Genomic DNA, 16937 nt, shown 5'->3' with positions numbered 1-16937 from the left:
TTAGTGGCTGGCCGCGGTCGCGCCCATTTCGTTGACTTGCTGGAAGGTCGAAAACCGCTCCAGGCCGAACGGCTTGATCAGGTCCGGGGTCTTGCCACCGCTGGCGACCAGCTCGGCCATGGTCTTGCCGCAGATGGGCGTCGCCTTGAAACCCCAGGTGCCCCAGCCTGCGTCCAGGTAATAATTCTTCACCGGTGAAAGCCCCATGATCGGGCTGTAATCGGGTGTCATGTCCGTGATCCCGGCCCACTGCCGCATCAACTTGGCATTGGCCAGAAACGGGAACATTTCCACCGCGTGGGCCAGCAGGCTTTCTTTCAGATCCAGGGTCGATCGGGTGTTGAACAGCGGGTACGGATCGGAGCCGCCGCCGAAGACCACTTCGCCACGGCTGGTCTGTTGCACATAGCAGTGCAAGGCAGAAGAACTTACCAGCGGGTCGAGGAACGGCTTGAACGGCTGGGTCACCATGGCTTGCAGCGGGAAAGTCTGAATCGGTGAGCGAATGCCGGCCTTTTTCATCAGTTGTGAACTCATCCCGGCCACCGCCTGCACGGCACAGCCGCACTTGATGGTGCCGCGATTGGTCTTCACCGCAGTGATGGTGCCGTTCTCGATGACCAGTTCCTGAACCTCAGTGAGCTGGTGAATTTCCACACCTCGCTTGGCCGCTTGTTTGGCGTAACCCCAGGCGACGGCATCGTGGCGTGCGGTCGCGCCGTCCATGTGCCAGAGACCGGCCAGCACCGGGATATGGCCTGGATCAAGGTTCAGGCTCGGCACCAGTTCGCGGATCTGCTGGCGGTCGATCATCTCTGTGCGGCCGCCAAAGTGCTTGTTCACCTCGGCGCGCTGCCGGAACGAACGCACCGTGGCATCGGTGTGCGCGAGGGTCAGCTGGCCGCGATGGGAGTACATGATGTTGAAGTCGAATTCGTTGGACAGCCCCTCGAACATCCGCACCGATTCGGCATAGAACTTCACGCCTTCGCTGGTCAGGTAGTTGGAGCGAATCACTGCTGTGTTGCGTGCTGTATTGCCGCCGCCGAGATAGCCTTTTTCCAGCACGGCGATATTGGTGATGCCGTGGTAGCGCGACAAGTAATAGGCCGTGGCCAACCCGTGTCCGCCGCCACCAATAATCACCACGTCGTAAGAAGATTTGAGCTCTTTGGGAGCGGGCAAGTCGACCTCGACCGGGTACTCTGAGCTCAGCCCGTATTTCAGCAGGTTGAAAGGCATGCGGCCTCCGATTGGCTACGTTGCGCGAGGGCCTGCTGGCGTGCAGCGGTGACCGTGTTTTTCATCAGGAAAGCGATGGTCATCGGCCCGACACCGCCGGGTACCGGTGTGATGGCTGAAACCTGGGGCAGGGCGCTGTCGAAATCCACATCGCCGACGAGTCGGCTGCGACCGTCTTCGTCGATACGGTTGATGCCGACGTCAATTACTACTGCGCCAGGCTTGAGCCAGTTGGCGTCGATCATGCGGGGCTTGCCGACGGCGGCGATTACGATGTCGGCCAGGCGGCACAGCGCCTTGGCGTCGATGCTGCGTGAATGCACGATGGTGACCGAGCAATGGGCCTGCAAAAGCAGGGCGGCCATGGGTTTGCCAACGATATTGGAACGGCCGATCACCACCGCGTGCTTGCCGCTCAGATCGCCACAGGCTTCACGCAGTAAATGCAGGCAGCCGCTGGGTGTGCAGGGTGTCAGTACGTCGCGACCCTGACTGAGCCCTCCGACGTTTTCACTGTGAAAGCCGTCCACATCCTTGCGCGGATCAATCGCCTGCAATGCGCGGGCCTCCTGAATGTGGGCGGGCAACGGTAGCTGTAGCAGGATGCCGTGCACGGCCTGATCAGCATTCAATTCCGCGATCAGGTCGAGCAATTGAATTTGAGTAATGTCGGCGTCCAGGCGGTATTCCAGCGAGCGGATTCCAGCCTCTTCAGCGCGCAGGATCTTGTTGCGCACATAGACCTGACTCGCCGGGTCCGCACCCACCAGAATCACCGCCAGTGCCGGTTCGATGGCGTCTTTTTTCAGGGCGCTGACGTCCAGTTTGACCTGGGCAAGGACCCGCGCCGCGCTGGCTTTGCCGTCAATGATTTTGCTCGCGTTCATCGGAACACCACCGTTCTGTCCTGATTGAGGAATACCCGGTGCTCCAGGTGATATTTGACGGCCTTGGACAGCGCTACGGTTTCGGTATCGCGGCCCATCGCGACCAGATCAGCGGGCAGATAGGCGTGGTCGACGCGCTGTACTTCCTGCTCGATGATCGGCCCTTCGTCCAGATCACTGGTGACGTAATGCGCCGTAGCCCCGATCAGTTTCACGCCGCGCTCGTAGGCCTGGTGATAGGGTTTGGCGCCCTTGAAGCCGGGCAGAAACGAGTGGTGAATGTTGATCGCCCGGCCGGAAAGCTGCTTGCACAGGTCGTCGGAGAGGATTTGCATGTAGCGCGCCAGTACCACCAGATCGGTGCGGGTGTCGTCGACCACCTTCAACAATTCGGCCTCCTGACTGGCTTTGCTGTCCTTGGTCACCGGTAGGTATATAAAGCGAATACCTTCGCGTTCGGCCATCGGTCGCAAGTCCAGATGGTTGGACACTATGGCGGTAATGGTCATGTCCATCTCGCCCTTGTGATAGCGGTACAGCAGATCCGTCAGGCAGTGGTCGAACTTGCTCACCATCAACAACACCCGCATCGGCTGGCGGGTGTCATGCAGTTCCCACTGCATATCGAATGCCTTGGCCACCTCGTCGAAGTTGGCTTTGAGCTGGGTTATATCGCCGAGGTGCCCGTCGTTGAAACGGAACACTGCACGCATGAAAAATCGACCGCTGAATTCGTCGTCGAACTGCGCCATTTCACCGATGTAGCAGCTGTTGTCCGCCAGATAGGAAGCCACGGCAGCCACAATGCCGGACGTCGCCGGACAGCTGATCTTGAGAATGAAATGGTTCTTTTCGTGTTGCATGGCTTGTCCTCGGAGAAGTGGCGGCAGCTCAGCGCAGGGCGAAAATTCATCAGTAAAAAGGTTTTTTCTGTGCGAATAAAAATTCCCATCAGGAATTAAATATTCATGAGGCGGTTTTATAGGCGAAAGAAAATCCTGCGTCCAGAATTTTCTGGAAACTTTTTTTACTGTAGGGAAATTTTAGGTATTGAGGGATTTAATGGGTTAACAGCGCTGAAGCGCGCATTTGTTGGGTTGGAATGCAATTTCCATGTGGGAGATTCTATGTTCACCTGCAATCCCGGCCGGTCCTAAGGAATAGCGCGGTCTATGTGGGAGCTGAGCTTGCTCGCGATAAGGCTGGACTGGATTCAGGATAGATCGCGGTGCCCTTATCGCGAGCAAGCTCAGCTCCCACGGATTTGTGTACGGCTTCAGGTTCATGATGAGCCCGTGGGACCGACCGGGGTGGCGCTCCACTTCATTCGGGAAGGCGTCATTCCTGACGGCACAGATACTTGAATGTACCGGCCCCTTCGCGAATGAATTCGCTCCCACGGATTTGTGTTTGCAGGCCAACATAGAATCTCCCACATAGATAGAGATGCTGGATTTAGAAGCGAGCCGCTCTTACTCCCCCTGCGCGCCGTAATTCATGATCGACAACAAGCGGATCGGCACTTTGACCAGTTCTTCCGGGCCATGGGGGATGTCGCCGTCGAAGGTCAGGCTGTCACCGGCTTCCATGCGGTACAGCTGGTTGCCATGGCGATACACCAGTTCGCCCTCCAGCAGATGCAGAAACTCGGTTCCGGGGTGGGAGAAGGTCGGGAACTCCTCGCTGGCGTCGTCCATGCTCACCATGTACGCCTCGAAACTCTTCTTCGGGCCTCGGGTGTGGTTGAGCAGGTGGTAGGTGTGGCCTTTCTCAGTACCGCGCCGCACCACTTCAAGTCCTTCATCGGCCTTGACCAACAGCGCGCTGCTGCCTTTCTGATCGTACTGGGCGAACAGCTTGGACATAGGCATGCCCAGCACATCACACAGCCGACTCAGGTTATCCAGACTGGTGGAGACCTGTGCGTTTTCGATCTTGCTCAGCATGCCCTGACTGATGCCCGCGATACGCGCAACGTCGGCCAGCTTCAGCTCCTGCGCCTGGCGCTGGCGTTTGATCTGAATGCCCAGGTACTGCTCAAGCTTCAACTTCGGTTCAGGTTCGTTCGGCATGTTCATCAGGTGTGCACGTTTTCCGTTCGTGAAATTTAATTTCGCACTGAGAATGTGCGTTTTTTCCCGCTCTTAATTTTTCGGCGGCTGATTATTCCTCGTGGGAAAACGAGTTTCCCATATATACAGCAGAATTTCGCCCCTCGATTCCTTTCTCCCGTTGGTATACCAAGTTGGCAAGTAGCTTGCATTCCTGTTGGGAAAGTAACTTTCCCTTTCGGAATATTCAGTGTTCCGATGGAAAGTGAAACCGTCATCCCTACTACAACGCTTGCCTATCGCGAGGAGTGATCACTCATGTTGCCACCAGAAACACAGCGCTTGATCGAGGAGCACGGGATCAAATACGTGCTGGCGCAATTCGTCGATATTCATGGCGCGGCGAAAACCAAATCGGTGCCGGTTTGTGGTCTTGAGGCCGTAGCCGAGGCGGGTGCCGGGTTCGCAGGCTTCGCTATCTGCGGCATGGGTATGGAGCCGCACGGGCCGGACTTCATGGCCAAAGGCGATTTATCGACACTGATTCCCGTGCCGTGGCAACCCGGTTATGGCCGGGTGGTGTGCATCGGGCATGTTGATGGTCAGCCACATCCTTACGACAGCCGCTATGTGTTGCAGCAACAAGTGCAGCGTTTGAAAGACAAGGGCTGGACCCTCAATACCGGTTTAGAGCCTGAATTCAACCTGATGCGTCGCGATGAAAGCGGCAAGCTGCAACTGGTCGATGCCAGCGATAACCTCGACAAACCCTGCTACGACTACAAAGGCCTGTCCCGTTCCCGGGCCTTCCTTGAGCGTCTGACCGAAGCCTTGCAGCCGGTGGGCTTCGAGATCTATCAGATCGACCACGAAGACGCCAACGGCCAGTTCGAGATCAACTACACCTACAGCGATGCCATGGAGTCGGCGGACCGCTTCACGTTCTTCCGCATGGCGGCCGGTGAGATCGCCAATGACATGGGCATGATCTGCTCCTTCATGCCCAAGCCGGACCCGAAGCGCGCCGGTAACGGCATGCACTTTCACCTGTCGATCAGCAGCGCCGAAAGCAAAAACCTGTTCTTCGATGCCAGCGATAAACACGGTATGGGCCTGTCGAAAATGGCCTACCACTTCGCCGCAGGTCTGCTTGCCCATGGCCCGGCGCTGTGTGCCTTTGCTGCGCCAACAGTCAATTCCTATAAACGCCTGGTAGTGGGCAACTCACTGTCCGGCGCGACCTGGGCGCCAGCCTTTATTGCCTTTGGTGCCAACAACCGCTCGGCCATGGTCCGCGTGCCTTACGGCCGCCTCGAGTTCCGTCTGCCGGACGCCGGGTGCAACCCCTATCTGGTCAGCGCCGCGATCATCGCTGCGGGCCTGGACGGTATCGACCGCCAGCTGGAACCCGAGCAGATCTGCAACGAAAACCTGTACAGCCTGAGCCTTGAAGAAATCGCCGCGCGCGGCATCAAGACGCTGCCGCAGTCCCTCAAGGAAGCCTGCGATGCCCTGGAAGCGGACCCGTTGTTCGCTGAAGTGATGGGTCAGGAAATCGTTGGCGAATTCATCAAGCTCAAGCGCATGGAGTGGGTGGAGTACAGCCGCCATGTGAGTGATTGGGAGATCAAGCGCTACACCGAGTTTTTCTGATTTAGCTGGGCGGCAGCTGCGAGTTTCAAACTGCAAGCGGCAAGGAAAAGCAGTCTGCGGCAACGACACAAAACTATTTATCTACCCGGTCAGCTTGCAGCTTAAAGCTTGCAGCTTACCGCTCCCGAACAAGGTGAGGCTATGTGCGGAATCGTTGGCTTGTATTTGAAAAATCCGGCGCTGGAGTCCCAGCTCGGCAAGTTGTTTGAACCGATGCTCGAAGCCATGACGGATCGCGGCCCGGACAGCGCAGGGTTTGCGATTTATGGCGATGAAGTGGGGGACGGCTGGATCAAACTGACCTTGCAGGCGACCACTGAAGACTACGACTTTCAGGCACTGGTTGCCGCGCTGGAAGGTCGTCTGGCGACGTCGCTGGACTGGTTTCAGAACGCCAGCGCCATCGTGCTCAAGGTCAAGGCCGAAGAAGCGGTGGTGCGTGCCGCCGTGGCTGAACTGGCACCCAGCGTGCGGATCATGAGTGCCGGCAAGAGCATCGAGATTCTCAAGGGTATGGGCCTGCCAAAGGAGATTTCCGAACGCTTCGGTCTGGCTAACATGAAGGGCAGCCACATCATTGGCCACACCCGCATGGCCACGGAAAGTGCGGTGACCATGGAAGGCAGTCATCCGTTTTCGACAGGCGCGGACCTGTGCCTGGTGCACAACGGCTCGCTGTCCAACCATTTCCGCCTGCGTCAGGAACTGCGCCGCGAAGGCATCAATTTCGACACCGAAAACGACACTGAAGTGGCCGCCGGTTACCTCGCCTGGCGTCTGCAACAGGGCGATTCGCTGAAGACCGCCCTGGACAGTTCGCTGGACGCACTGGACGGCTTTTTCACTTTCGCCATCGGCACCCGTAATGGCTTCGCGGTGATCCGTGATCCGATTGCCTGCAAGCCAGCCATTCTCGCGGAAACCGATGATTACGTGGCCATGGCCTCGGAGTATCAGGCGCTGTCGAGCCTGCCTGGTATCGAAAACGCCAAGGTCTGGGAACCCGTCCCGGCCACCATGTACATCTGGGAACGCGAGTCGGCTTAAGGAGCGCACACATGAAAACCATCGATCTTTCCACCTCCACCGTCCGCGAGCTGAATCAGGCGCTGCACGATCAAGTCAATAACGTGCAGGACCGCGAGTGGGTAGTGACTCACGCCAACGGCGCACACAACCTGGCGGTCGGCGTCAACGAAGCGGTGTCCATCGATATTCAGGGCCATGCCGGTTACTACTGCGCAGGCATGAACCAGAAGGCCTCGATCACCGTGCACGGCAATGTCGGCGTGGGTTGTGCCGAGAACATGATGTCCGGTTACGTGCGGGTCAAAGGCAGCGCGTCCCAGGCTGCAGGCGCCACGGCTCACGGCGGCTTGCTGGTCATTGAAGGTGATGCCGGAGCGCGCTGCGGCATTTCCATGAAAGGCATCGACATCGTGGTCGGTGGCAGCATCGGCCACATGAGCTGCTTCATGGGCCAGGCCGGGCGACTGGTGGTGTGCGGTGACGCGGGCGATGCGCTGGGCGATTCGCTGTACGAAACCCACATCTACGTCAAAGGCACCGTGGAATCCCTGGGCTCGGACTGCATCGAGAAAGAGATGCGCGCCGAGCATCTGGAAGAACTGCAAGGGTTGCTCAATCGCGCCGGTTTCGAGCACAAGGCCGCTGATTTCAAGCGCTATGGCTCGGCCCGTCAGTTGTACAACTTCAAAGTCGATAACGCGTCTGCGTACTGATTCAGGAGCCACACCATGAGCGACTCTATTAACCCGAAAGCAGCGACTCCCGTACTGCGCGAATCAGCGACCTTCGACCGGCTGACCATTCAGGAAATCCAGCGCGCCGCCGAAACCGGCATCTATGACATTCGCGGCGGCGGCACCAAGCGCAAGCTGCCGCACTTTGATGACTTGCTGTTGCTGGGCGCTAGCGTGTCCCGCTATCCGCTGGAAGGCTATCGCGAGAAGTGCGGCACCGACGTGATCCTCGGCAACCGTTTTGCCAAGAAACCGCTGCACCTGAAAATCCCGGTGACCATTGCTGGCATGAGCTTCGGCGCATTGTCGGCCAACGCCAAGGAAGCCTTGGGTCGCGGGGCCTCCATTGCCGGGACCAGCACCACCACCGGTGACGGCGGTATGACCCCGGAAGAGCGTGGTCAGTCTCAGCATCTGGTTTATCAGTACCTGCCATCGCGTTACGGCATGAACCCTGATGACCTTCGCAAAGCGGATGCCATCGAAATCGTGCTGGGGCAGGGCGCCAAACCTGGCGGTGGCGGCATGCTGCTGGGCATGAAAGTCACCGAGCGCGTGGCCGGCATGCGCACCTTGCCGATTGGCGTCGACCAGCGTTCGGCCTGTCGCCACCCGGACTGGACCGGCCCGGATGACCTGGCGATCAAGATTGCCGAGATTCGCGAAATCACCGATTGGGAAAAACCGATCTACGTGAAGATTGGCGCAAGTCGCCCGTATTACGACGTCAAGCTGGCGGTCAAGGCCGGTGCCGACGTGATCGTGCTCGACGGCATGCAAGGCGGTACGGCGGCAACGCAGGAGGTGTTCATCGAGCACGTCGGCCTGCCGATTCTTTGCTCCATCCCGCAAGCTGTTCAGGCGCTGCAAGAGATGGGCATGCACCGCAAGGTTCAGTTGATCGTTTCCGGCGGCATTCGCAATGGTGCCGACGTCGCCAAGGCCATGGCGCTTGGTGCTGATGCTGTCGCCATCGGCACTGCGGCGTTGATCGCGCTGGGCGATAACCATCCACGTCTGGACGAGGAGCTGAAAAAAATCGGTTCGGCGGCGGGCTTCTATGACGATTGGCAGAACGGTCGCGACCCTGCGGGTATCACCACGCAGGATCCTGAGTTGTCCAAGCGTCTGGACCCTGTGGAAGGTGGCCGTCGTCTGGCCAACTACTTGCGGGTGCTGGTCCTGGAAGCACAGACCATGGCCCGGGCCTGCGGCAAATCGCACCTGCACAACCTTGATCCTGAGGATCTGGTGGCATTGACGGTTGAATCAGCGGCGATGGCGCGGGTGCCGCTGGCAGGGACTTCGTGGATTCCAGGGGCGGTTACGGGATATTGAGAGGTATGCGGTAGACGGCGCGGTGTCCTTGGGCACCGCGTTGTCGCGTGGCGAACTCGGTTTCCTGTGAGAGCGGTGCTTGGTCTGGGCGGCATTGCGACGATAAGAACACCGCGGTTTTACTGCAGGCCGCGTCGCTCTTTCGCGGCATAGGTATCTACACAACTTTCATGCAGCAATTCTTGTGTACATATCCGTTACCGGAGCCACGGCTGATATTGGTTGCGCTTTTACAGCGCCTCACTTTTGAAAGCGCAAAAGTAAGCAAAACGCTCTTGCCCACCACTTGGCACCTCGCTGTCGCTCGGTGTACCCGCCCGCAGATCCTGAACCGTGGGCCGCCGCAACGGGCCATCCATGGCCCAATGCGGCTAACCCGGCGTCCTGCCGGGTTGCCCACGGTTCAGAATCTGCGTTCGGCCAGCGTGGTTTAACGGGGCGCCTCAGATCAACATCAAAAGCGCGGCGGCCTGACAGCCGACCTGTTTTCTTGGGTTTGCCGACATTCTGTAGGAGCTGCCGAAGGCTGCGAAGCGGTGTGTCAGACAATGCCCGTGGTGGCTGTGCGGACGTATCGCGAACAAGTTCGCTCCTACCGGTCCGAGGCGATCCTGCCGTTTTCGCTCTGATTTTGATCTGCTCTGCTTTTGATTTTGATTTTGATCTTAAGCGCCCCGTTAAACCACGCCGGCCGGAATTCGACATTGCTGCGTGGGGTAAACCGGCAGGGATGCCGGTTTAGCCGCCTCAGGCCATGGATGGCCGGTGGCGGCGGCCCCCCGCAGCAATGTCGGATTACGGGCATGCCGAGCGACAGCGAGGCACCCAGTGGTGGGGCAAGAGCGTTTTGGTTACTTTTGCGCTCCATCAAAAGTGACGCGCTGTAAAAGCGCAACCAATAGATGCCGTTACCTCATCAACGGATATGTACACATAACCCGAGCGCGACCAAGCCAAGCTGTAACTACTTCCCCCGAATCAACTCCCGCAACATAAACCGATTCGGATGACACGCCTCAGCCACACTGCGGGGCAGTGGCAGCGGCTCATTATCAAGCCAGGCAGCAAGCAACTCGGCGCACAGTGGCGCGGTAATCAGACCGCGTGAGCCATGACCGCTATTGATGTACAAACCATCCAGCCAAGGGCAGGGCGTTTCGGGAATCTGTCGGGCATCCTTGCCAAGGGCAGCATAGGCCTGGACGAACGCGTCCTTGTCCGCCAACGGCCCGATGATCGGCAGATAATCCGGGCTGGTGCAGCGAAACGCCGCCCGACCCTGCAACTGTTGCGTCGGCAAATGAGCGACATCGAGACGTTCACTCAGGTCCGCCGAGATTTCCTGCAAAAGCTGCAGGTTGCCCAGATGATCGGCGGTGCTGGGACTCAAATCCTCATTAGTGAAATCAAAACTGGCCCCCAGCGTATGTTCACCCAGCCTTTCCGGAGCAACGTAGCCCTCGGCGCACACCACCGTGTTCAGCGCTTTACTGGCCTCGGTCTGCGCCAGGCGCGTGATCTGTCCGCGAATACGCTTGAGCGGTAGAGCCGCACTCAAGGGGAATTGCTTTATATCGGCGGCACCTGCAAGGACCACGACCTCGGCCTGATCAAGCAACACGTCGCCATCCCAGGCTTGCCACTGGCCGGACTCACGACGCAGCTCGACAACGTTGTGATGCAGTTGCACGCGAACATTTGGATGACCGACATGCGCATGACACAACGCAGGTGGATGCACCCAGCCCCCTTCCGGAAAGAACAGGCCGCCGTGCTCTAGCTGCACACCGCTGCGGGCTTCGGCGGCCGGCTTGTCCAGAAGATGCAGCAGCTCTTCAGGAAATGCGGTCGCCAGTTGTGCCTGACGTTGGGCTTCCTTGTCGTTGAAGGCCAGTTGCAGAACGCCGCAAGCATCCCAGTCGACGCCCCTTTGCAGGCGTTCGAGAATACGGCGGGTATAACCAAAACCACTGAGTATCAGTTGCGATAACGCTGTGCCGTGGGCGGACAGTTTCAGATAAAGAACACCCTGCGGGTTACCCGACGCTTCCTGCGCGAGGTCGTTGTGACGCTCTATCAACGTCACTTGCCAGCCTCTTGCCGCAAGGCTTGCAGCGGTGGTGCAACCTGCCATTCCGCCGCCAATGACCATGGCCTTGCGTTCGCCATTGAGTGGCGCGGGGCGAGCGAACCAGGGTTTTATCGCTGGCGCTGGCGTGGCATCTTCCGGCCAGCCAAGGAAGGTGCCGCGCAACACTTCCCACTTGTGTCCAATGCCCGGCACGCGCTTCATTTTGAAGCCCGCAGCGTTCAGGGCGCGACGGACCCAGCCGGTACTGGTGAAGGTGCTGATGGTCGAATCCGGTGCGGCCAGTCTGGCCAGCTGGGCGAACAGCTCGGGCGTCCACATCTCCGGATTTTTTGCCGGGGCGAAGCCATCCAGAAACCATGCATCAATCTGCCCATCCAGTTGCGGCAACATGTCCAGTACATCGCCGATCAGCAGGGTCAGCGTGACCCGCCCGCCGTCGAACACCAGACGCTGAAAACCCTCATGCACCGCCACATATTGCTCCAGCAGCGGGCCTGAAAAAGGCGACAGTTCCGGCCAGAGGTTCAACGCTCTATGCAGGTCCGACTGGCTGAGGGGGAATTTCTCGACGCTGACAAAATGCAGTCTCGCAGACGCAGGTGCGCACTCGGCGAACAACTGCCAGGCGCAGAGAAAATTCAGTCCGGTACCAAAACCCGTCTCGCCAATCACCAACCGATCGTCTTGCTGCAATGCGCTAAAACGATCGCGCAGGTCGTTTTGCACCAGAAATACGTGTCGGGTTTCTTCCAGGCCTGCTCCCGTCGCAAAGTAGACGTCGGAAAACTCCCGGGAATGGGGGTTGCCCTGTTCGTCCCAGTCGATCTGGGCATGGCGGGTGATGGTCACAGTCTGGCTCGGTTTGTGTGCGGGGGCGTGCATCTTAGCGTAGCAAGCACCGGACCTGTAGGCGCTGGGCTATATAGCGCTACATGAAGAAAAAAACTCAAGCCGGTATTAACTATCTACCCCCTGAGGCACGACCAAACCTGATCACGTGCAGACTCTTCTATAGGAGTCATGCAATGAGCAAATCTGCAATCCAGCCTCACCATCACCACATCAAAAACACCCTTCCATCCTGGTACGTCTATGCAACCGCGGAGTCGCGTCAGCGATTGCATCGCGACATGCTGCGCAGCCATCACCTGCGCAGCCAGGTGCAGAAGGTTCTGGGCAGCATGCAAGACCTTATGGCGTTCGCCAGGCCGTTGTTATCGAGGGCGCTGACACAGGCATTCGGGCCTGGGCTGGATGTCGACCGTGACCATTTTCGCCACGTCCGCTTCGCCGATACCTGGGTGCCACTGCCCAGTGAGTTGGTGGAGCGCAGCTTTACCGTGCAGTCTTTACTGGAGGCTGCGCTGCAGAATTTTCACCAGGAGGAAGTTGATGAGGTCACCGCCGACTCGGTGATTTATCACGGCAAGCCTGATCTTGCGAACTTCGCGTCGGGCAGCAGTTACCCTCACGCCTTGAGGGTGTCGCCCGCGAAGTTCATGGCGTTATGTCGCACCCTCGATATTGGTGGCCAATATCAGAATCATCTCAAGACTGTATTGGAGCCGGCTTCAAACTCGCTGGCGACGGGGGCGTTAAGCACCACACAGATCAAGGATGTGCTGTGTCATCAGGCGCGCAATGCTTTTTACGTCCAGGCGCACCTTGCCTACATGCAAGGGAGCGAGGTGCTGTCCGGCGACGCTTATCGCTCGGTGCTTGCAGCCAGCGGGCACTGGGCGGATCAGGGACAGACGCAGGCCGTGGATATCCAGCATCTGACACTGCTCGGTTTTGCTGTGCGCGACGTTCTGGTTTTCCAGGCTCGCAGCCTCAGCGGCTGTGTGGTGTATGTGCCGGGCGACCCGACTGCACCCCTCAAGGAATACGAGTCACTGGATCAGTTCGCGAAAGAGCTGCGTGCAAAGCTGAGAAAAGCTGGATACCAACGCTATTTCGCCGGTTTTATCGCGCAACGCCGCAGGGCCGAATTTCTCACCACGCTTGGCGCGTGTCTGACACCGATGCGCGACCGTCGTGTGCCCGGGGATACGGGGCTTATACCCAGAATGTGGAGGGTGCCTGAGGTCGATGAGCATGCCGACCTGAAGCTGATCGCCGAGCCCCTTCCTTATCCACTGCTGGAGTATTTGTATTTTCAGCGAATGTTGCGCATCAAGGACGATGCCAGGGCATTGGCTGTGCCCACCGGCGATGAGGATGAAGCCTCACGCCGCGCACGGCTGGCTCACTGCCTGGCAATCGGCATGAACGTGGCCAGTCTGGCGGCTTTATTTGTGCCGGTTCTGGGCGAGGTCATGATGGTGGTGGCGGGTGCGCAATTACTGGTCGACACCTTTGAGGGCGTTGAAGCATGGATGGTTGGCGATATGGACCAGGCGCTTGAACATCTGGCCAGTGTTGCGGAAAACCTGGCGATGCTCGCGGTCTTTGCCGCCGCAGGTAAAGCAGCGTCTTCAGGTGAACTGCCAGCGATCAAGGACTCCTCGTTTGTAGGCAAAATGATACCGGTCAGGCTGGAAAATGGTCAGGCGCGACTGTGGTCAGCCGACCTCGAGCCCTTCGCTGTCGATGTCATCCTGCCGCAAGGTATCAAGCCCAGTGCCGAGGGTGTCTTCGAGCATCAGGGGGTTAAATACATAGGGCTGCAAGGGCGGTTCTACCGGGTAGAGCTGGACACTGCGCTGAATAAATGGCGAATCAGAGCGCCTCGCGGTAAGCGTTTTTCTCCAAAACTGGAGCACAACGGCGCAGGCGCCTGGCGGCATGAAGGTGAAAACCCGTTGCTGTGGGATTTGAAAACCTCGTTCCGGCGTCTGGGCTATTCGGTGGCGGATTTGTCCGCGCAAGCCACTGAAGATGTTTTGAGCGTAACGGGCACTGATCAGGCGTTGCTCACCACGTTGCATCTTGAGGGACAGCCACCGCCCGGAGCGTTGACGGACGTCATTGAACGTTTCGCGCTGAACGAGCGTGTGATGCAGATGAATGTCGAGCACCCGGAGTTGCTGTTCGAGCGCCTCAATCAGATGCGCGAAGCCAGCAATGACCCCATGGTGCAGCTCATCAAAAGGGATTTTCCGGGCATGACCAGCGCAGCCGCTGGCGAGTTGCTGCTTGAAGCCAGCGCCGAGCAGTTGGCGGCCCTGCGTACGACGCAATCTATCCCTGTCGAGATGACGGGGAGGGCACGCGGTTACCTGCAGCAAACCCGGATCAACCAGGCCCTTGAAGGCTTCTTTCTGCAATCGCGCTCGGGCAGCCCTGACACGCTGAAACTGTCCTTGCAGGGTTTGCAACAACTGCCGGGATGGCCCGAAGACCTGCGGATTGAAATCAGGGACGGTGCGTTCGGCGGGCCTTTGCTGGACGGCATAGGCGAGCGTTCGACTACCCGGCGAAGGATTTTGATCAAGCAAGGCAATCGCTTCCTGCCTTGTGATGTCGCAGGTAAAGAACTCGCACCTCAAGCTGAATTCTTCGCGTCTGTCATCAAGGCTTTGCCCGCCGAAGTAACGCGTGCCATCGGCATCACTGATGCCGTTACGCTGCGTAGACGCATTGTCAGCGACGCCGCCGGACAACGCAGGCGGGTTGCGAAGACTCTTGGCCTTAAGGAAATTACCCCCGGTTTTCGTGGCCCGACACGTCTGGCGGATCGGCGTCTGGGTTATGAGTTGAGCGGGCGGGGCGCGGCGCTGCCCGATTTGCCAGTTGAGTCTGTTGAGTTGATAACGGCGATGAGCATCCTGTATCCGGAAGCGCCCGATCTGGCAACCCATGTGCAAAATCTGATGTTGCGGGGCTGGGACATCCCGCAATTGGTGGAAATGACCCGGGCCAGATTGCAGTCTTGGGAAATGTTGCGCAGTGCGCTGGAAGGTTGGGTAAACCCAAGTGGTCCCGGCCCTTCAATCAGCAACGAGCGATTGGCTGTTCGCCGGGTCGTCGCTGATGCGTTAGGTCGTACCTGGCGATTCAGTGACCTGATATCGCCTATGCACTCCAGGAACCTCTTGCTGGAGAACCTCGACTTTGCCGGGTTTTCCGATCTGCCCGACCTGCCTGCCCACTATGCACAGGTTCACCATCTGACGCTGAATAACATCACGGGTGCAGCCGAGGATATCAACCGCTTCCTGGGACGTTTTCCTGCGGTGAACCGGCTTGAAATACTCGGCCGTGGCTTGACTGAAATACCCGAAGGCGTGGCCGGAATGGGGGATCTGGTTCATCTGTCCCTCGAAGGCATGGGGCTGACGATCGATCAGCAATCCATGAATCTGTTCATGAGGATGCGAGCCCTGGACGACCTGGATCTGACCGGTAACGTAATTGGGGAAATCATCGACGTCGGTCGCCTGCATGTGTCGACACTCTGGCTCAACGAAACGGGATTGACCCAGTGGCCTTCATGGATCGACAGCCTTCCCCTGCATACGCTGGATATCAGTGACAACCAGATCGTGCACCTGCCTGACTACATCCTCGATAACAGCATGGGGCAGCCGTCGCAGATGACGATCCATGCTTATGGCAACCCTATCGATCATGAGGAACTGCGCAGGTTCTGGGTCAATGATCACGGCTTCGACATGACTTATCGCCTTGAATACGACTTCCCGGAGGAGATTCGTGATCTGGTGGTGGATACCACCTCCAGTGATGACGAAGCCTCGTCGGATGACGATGTCGATTGGCATACACACAATGCCGGTCATACGCCCCTGGCGCCGCCGGTACCAGTGGCGGATATCTGGCTGGTCGAAGGACGCACTGAACTTAATTCAAGACTCAACATTGCCTGGCAAACGGTGGAAGAGGCGGCGGATGCGCCCCACCTGCTGTTGTTGCTGCAGCGCCTTCAAGAGGCTCCGGATTTTCAGCGCTTTCACGAAGAACTGGCCAATGACGTGATGAGGGTGCTCGAGGCCGCAGGGGAGGACCCTGCGCTGCGCGCTGAGCTGGAAGTCATGGCCAATGATCGGCTGTTCGGCGCTGATCAGACCTGTGAGGACGGCGCGAGGCTTATTTTCAGCGATATTCAGGTTGCAGTTTATTCCCGGAGGGAGTTGCAAGGCGTGTCCGGGGCGCGGCATACCGAAGTGCTGTTTCGGGTTATGCGTGGCCTGTTTCGCCTTAACGAGGTGCAGGCCATTGCTGATCTGGAAATCGCCAGCAGGGAAAGTCGCGGCATTCATGTTGATCATGCCGAAGTCCGTATGGCGTATCGAATCGGTCTGGCTGGCGATTTGAACTTGCCAGGGCAGCCATTGAGCATGGCCTGGGCCCGACTGGCTTCGGTGGATCGTCAGGCGATTCTCGCGGCACGGCGCCTGGTGCTGGAGCGCGAAATGGGTGACGGGTTTGTGAACTACGCGCTGGCTGATCGTCGCTGGACCGAGCGCTTGCGCGCCGAGCATCAAACCGATCTGGTGCGGGTGACTGCGTCCATCAGAGAGCAAATGGATGCCCTTGAAGAACAACCACCTATTGATATCGCCGAGGATCTGCGTCGGCGCAGTGAGGTCAACGCACGACTGGTTGCTGCCCACGTGACGAACGATCTGGAAGCCTTGGCACGGGAAAATCTTGAGCTTGAACAACTGATAGCCAATCCGCCGATTGATAACGATGAATACGACCGACAGGGCCGAGCCCTGATTGCGAGTCTGGAGGCTGCCGAAAGAGCCTTGCTGGAACAGCTGACCCATAACATGCGCCAGCAATGGTTCTGATTCATTGATCCACCTCCGGCAACTTTGCCGTGGATGGATTAGTCTCAGGCTTGTCAGCTATTACAGATATCGTTGCTGTGGGAGTCGCCCCGGTGTCCCTGACACCACGCTGTCGCGCAGCAAACACGGACCCTGTAGGAGTGAGCTTGCTC

10 protein-coding genes are annotated in these 16937 nt (G+C 58.4%); 5 read left to right on the top strand and 5 right to left on the bottom strand.

The window, feature by feature from the left end; all coding sequences use genetic code 11:
* The 4 genes from RX972_RS16105 to RX972_RS16090 all read right to left on the bottom strand — a co-directional run bounded on the left by RX972_RS16105 (nucleotide 1) and on the right by RX972_RS16090 (nucleotide 4207).
* A complete protein-coding gene (locus RX972_RS16105) occupies nucleotides 1-1242 on the bottom strand; it encodes an FAD-dependent oxidoreductase (RefSeq protein WP_099271045.1) in 1242 nt (413 codons plus the stop codon).
* On the bottom strand, nucleotides 1224-2129 hold the full coding sequence (folD, locus tag RX972_RS16100) for a bifunctional methylenetetrahydrofolate dehydrogenase/methenyltetrahydrofolate cyclohydrolase FolD (RefSeq protein WP_099271044.1): 906 nt from the start codon (nucleotides 2127-2129) through the stop codon (nucleotides 1224-1226). Before folD ends, RX972_RS16105 begins: the two co-directional genes overlap by 19 nt.
* Entirely contained in the window at nucleotides 2126-2992 is an 867-nt protein-coding gene (gene purU, locus RX972_RS16095; protein WP_099271043.1) for a formyltetrahydrofolate deformylase, read from the bottom strand. The genes folD and purU overlap by 4 nt, the downstream gene beginning before the upstream one ends.
* Nucleotides 2993-3601: 609 nt before the next feature.
* The gene (locus RX972_RS16090) at nucleotides 3602-4207 is read right to left on the bottom strand and encodes a helix-turn-helix domain-containing protein (protein WP_027901065.1); all 606 of its coding nucleotides are present in this window, start codon (nucleotides 4205-4207) and stop codon (nucleotides 3602-3604) included.
* A gap of 291 nt (nucleotides 4208-4498) precedes the next feature.
* Between RX972_RS16090 and glnT the strand changes: the two genes are divergently transcribed.
* From glnT to RX972_RS16070, 4 genes are all read left to right on the top strand, one after another.
* Nucleotides 4499-5833 (top strand): type III glutamate--ammonia ligase, encoded by a 1335-nt coding sequence (glnT, locus tag RX972_RS16085; RefSeq protein WP_231676743.1) that lies wholly within the window; start codon nucleotides 4499-4501, stop codon nucleotides 5831-5833.
* 141 nt (nucleotides 5834-5974) lie between these two features.
* Nucleotides 5975-6880, top strand: a complete 906-nt coding sequence (locus RX972_RS16080) for a class II glutamine amidotransferase (protein ID WP_231667627.1) — start codon at nucleotides 5975-5977, stop codon at nucleotides 6878-6880.
* 11 nt (nucleotides 6881-6891) lie between these two features.
* Nucleotides 6892-7575 (top strand): protein glxC, encoded by a 684-nt coding sequence (locus tag RX972_RS16075; protein WP_095097189.1) that lies wholly within the window; start codon nucleotides 6892-6894, stop codon nucleotides 7573-7575.
* 15 nt (nucleotides 7576-7590) lie between these two features.
* Nucleotides 7591-8934, top strand: coding sequence for an FMN-binding glutamate synthase family protein (locus RX972_RS16070; RefSeq protein WP_027901061.1), 1344 nt, complete (start codon nucleotides 7591-7593; stop codon nucleotides 8932-8934).
* A 964-nt stretch (nucleotides 8935-9898) separates the two neighbouring features.
* Here the strand turns inward: RX972_RS16070 and mnmC are convergent.
* Nucleotides 9899-11875 carry a bifunctional tRNA (5-methylaminomethyl-2-thiouridine)(34)-methyltransferase MnmD/FAD-dependent 5-carboxymethylaminomethyl-2-thiouridine(34) oxidoreductase MnmC gene (gene mnmC, locus RX972_RS16065; protein WP_316876839.1) on the bottom strand — a complete coding sequence of 659 codons (1977 nt, stop codon included), beginning with the start codon at nucleotides 11873-11875 and terminating at the stop codon, nucleotides 9899-9901.
* A 176-nt stretch (nucleotides 11876-12051) separates the two neighbouring features.
* Between mnmC and RX972_RS16060 the strand changes: the two genes are divergently transcribed.
* Complete coding sequence (locus RX972_RS16060; RefSeq protein WP_316876837.1) at nucleotides 12052-16785, top strand: dermonecrotic toxin domain-containing protein; 4734 nt, start codon at nucleotides 12052-12054, stop codon at nucleotides 16783-16785.
* Nucleotides 16786-16937 lie beyond the last annotated feature (152 nt).

The sequence above is a fragment of the Pseudomonas syringae group sp. J309-1 genome, from assembly GCF_032582135.1.
Taxonomy (GTDB): Bacteria; Pseudomonadota; Gammaproteobacteria; order Pseudomonadales; family Pseudomonadaceae; genus Aquipseudomonas; species Aquipseudomonas quasicaspiana.
The sequence above is the reverse complement of the archived record's forward strand: the minus strand, read 5'-3'. Positions and strand labels throughout refer to the sequence as shown.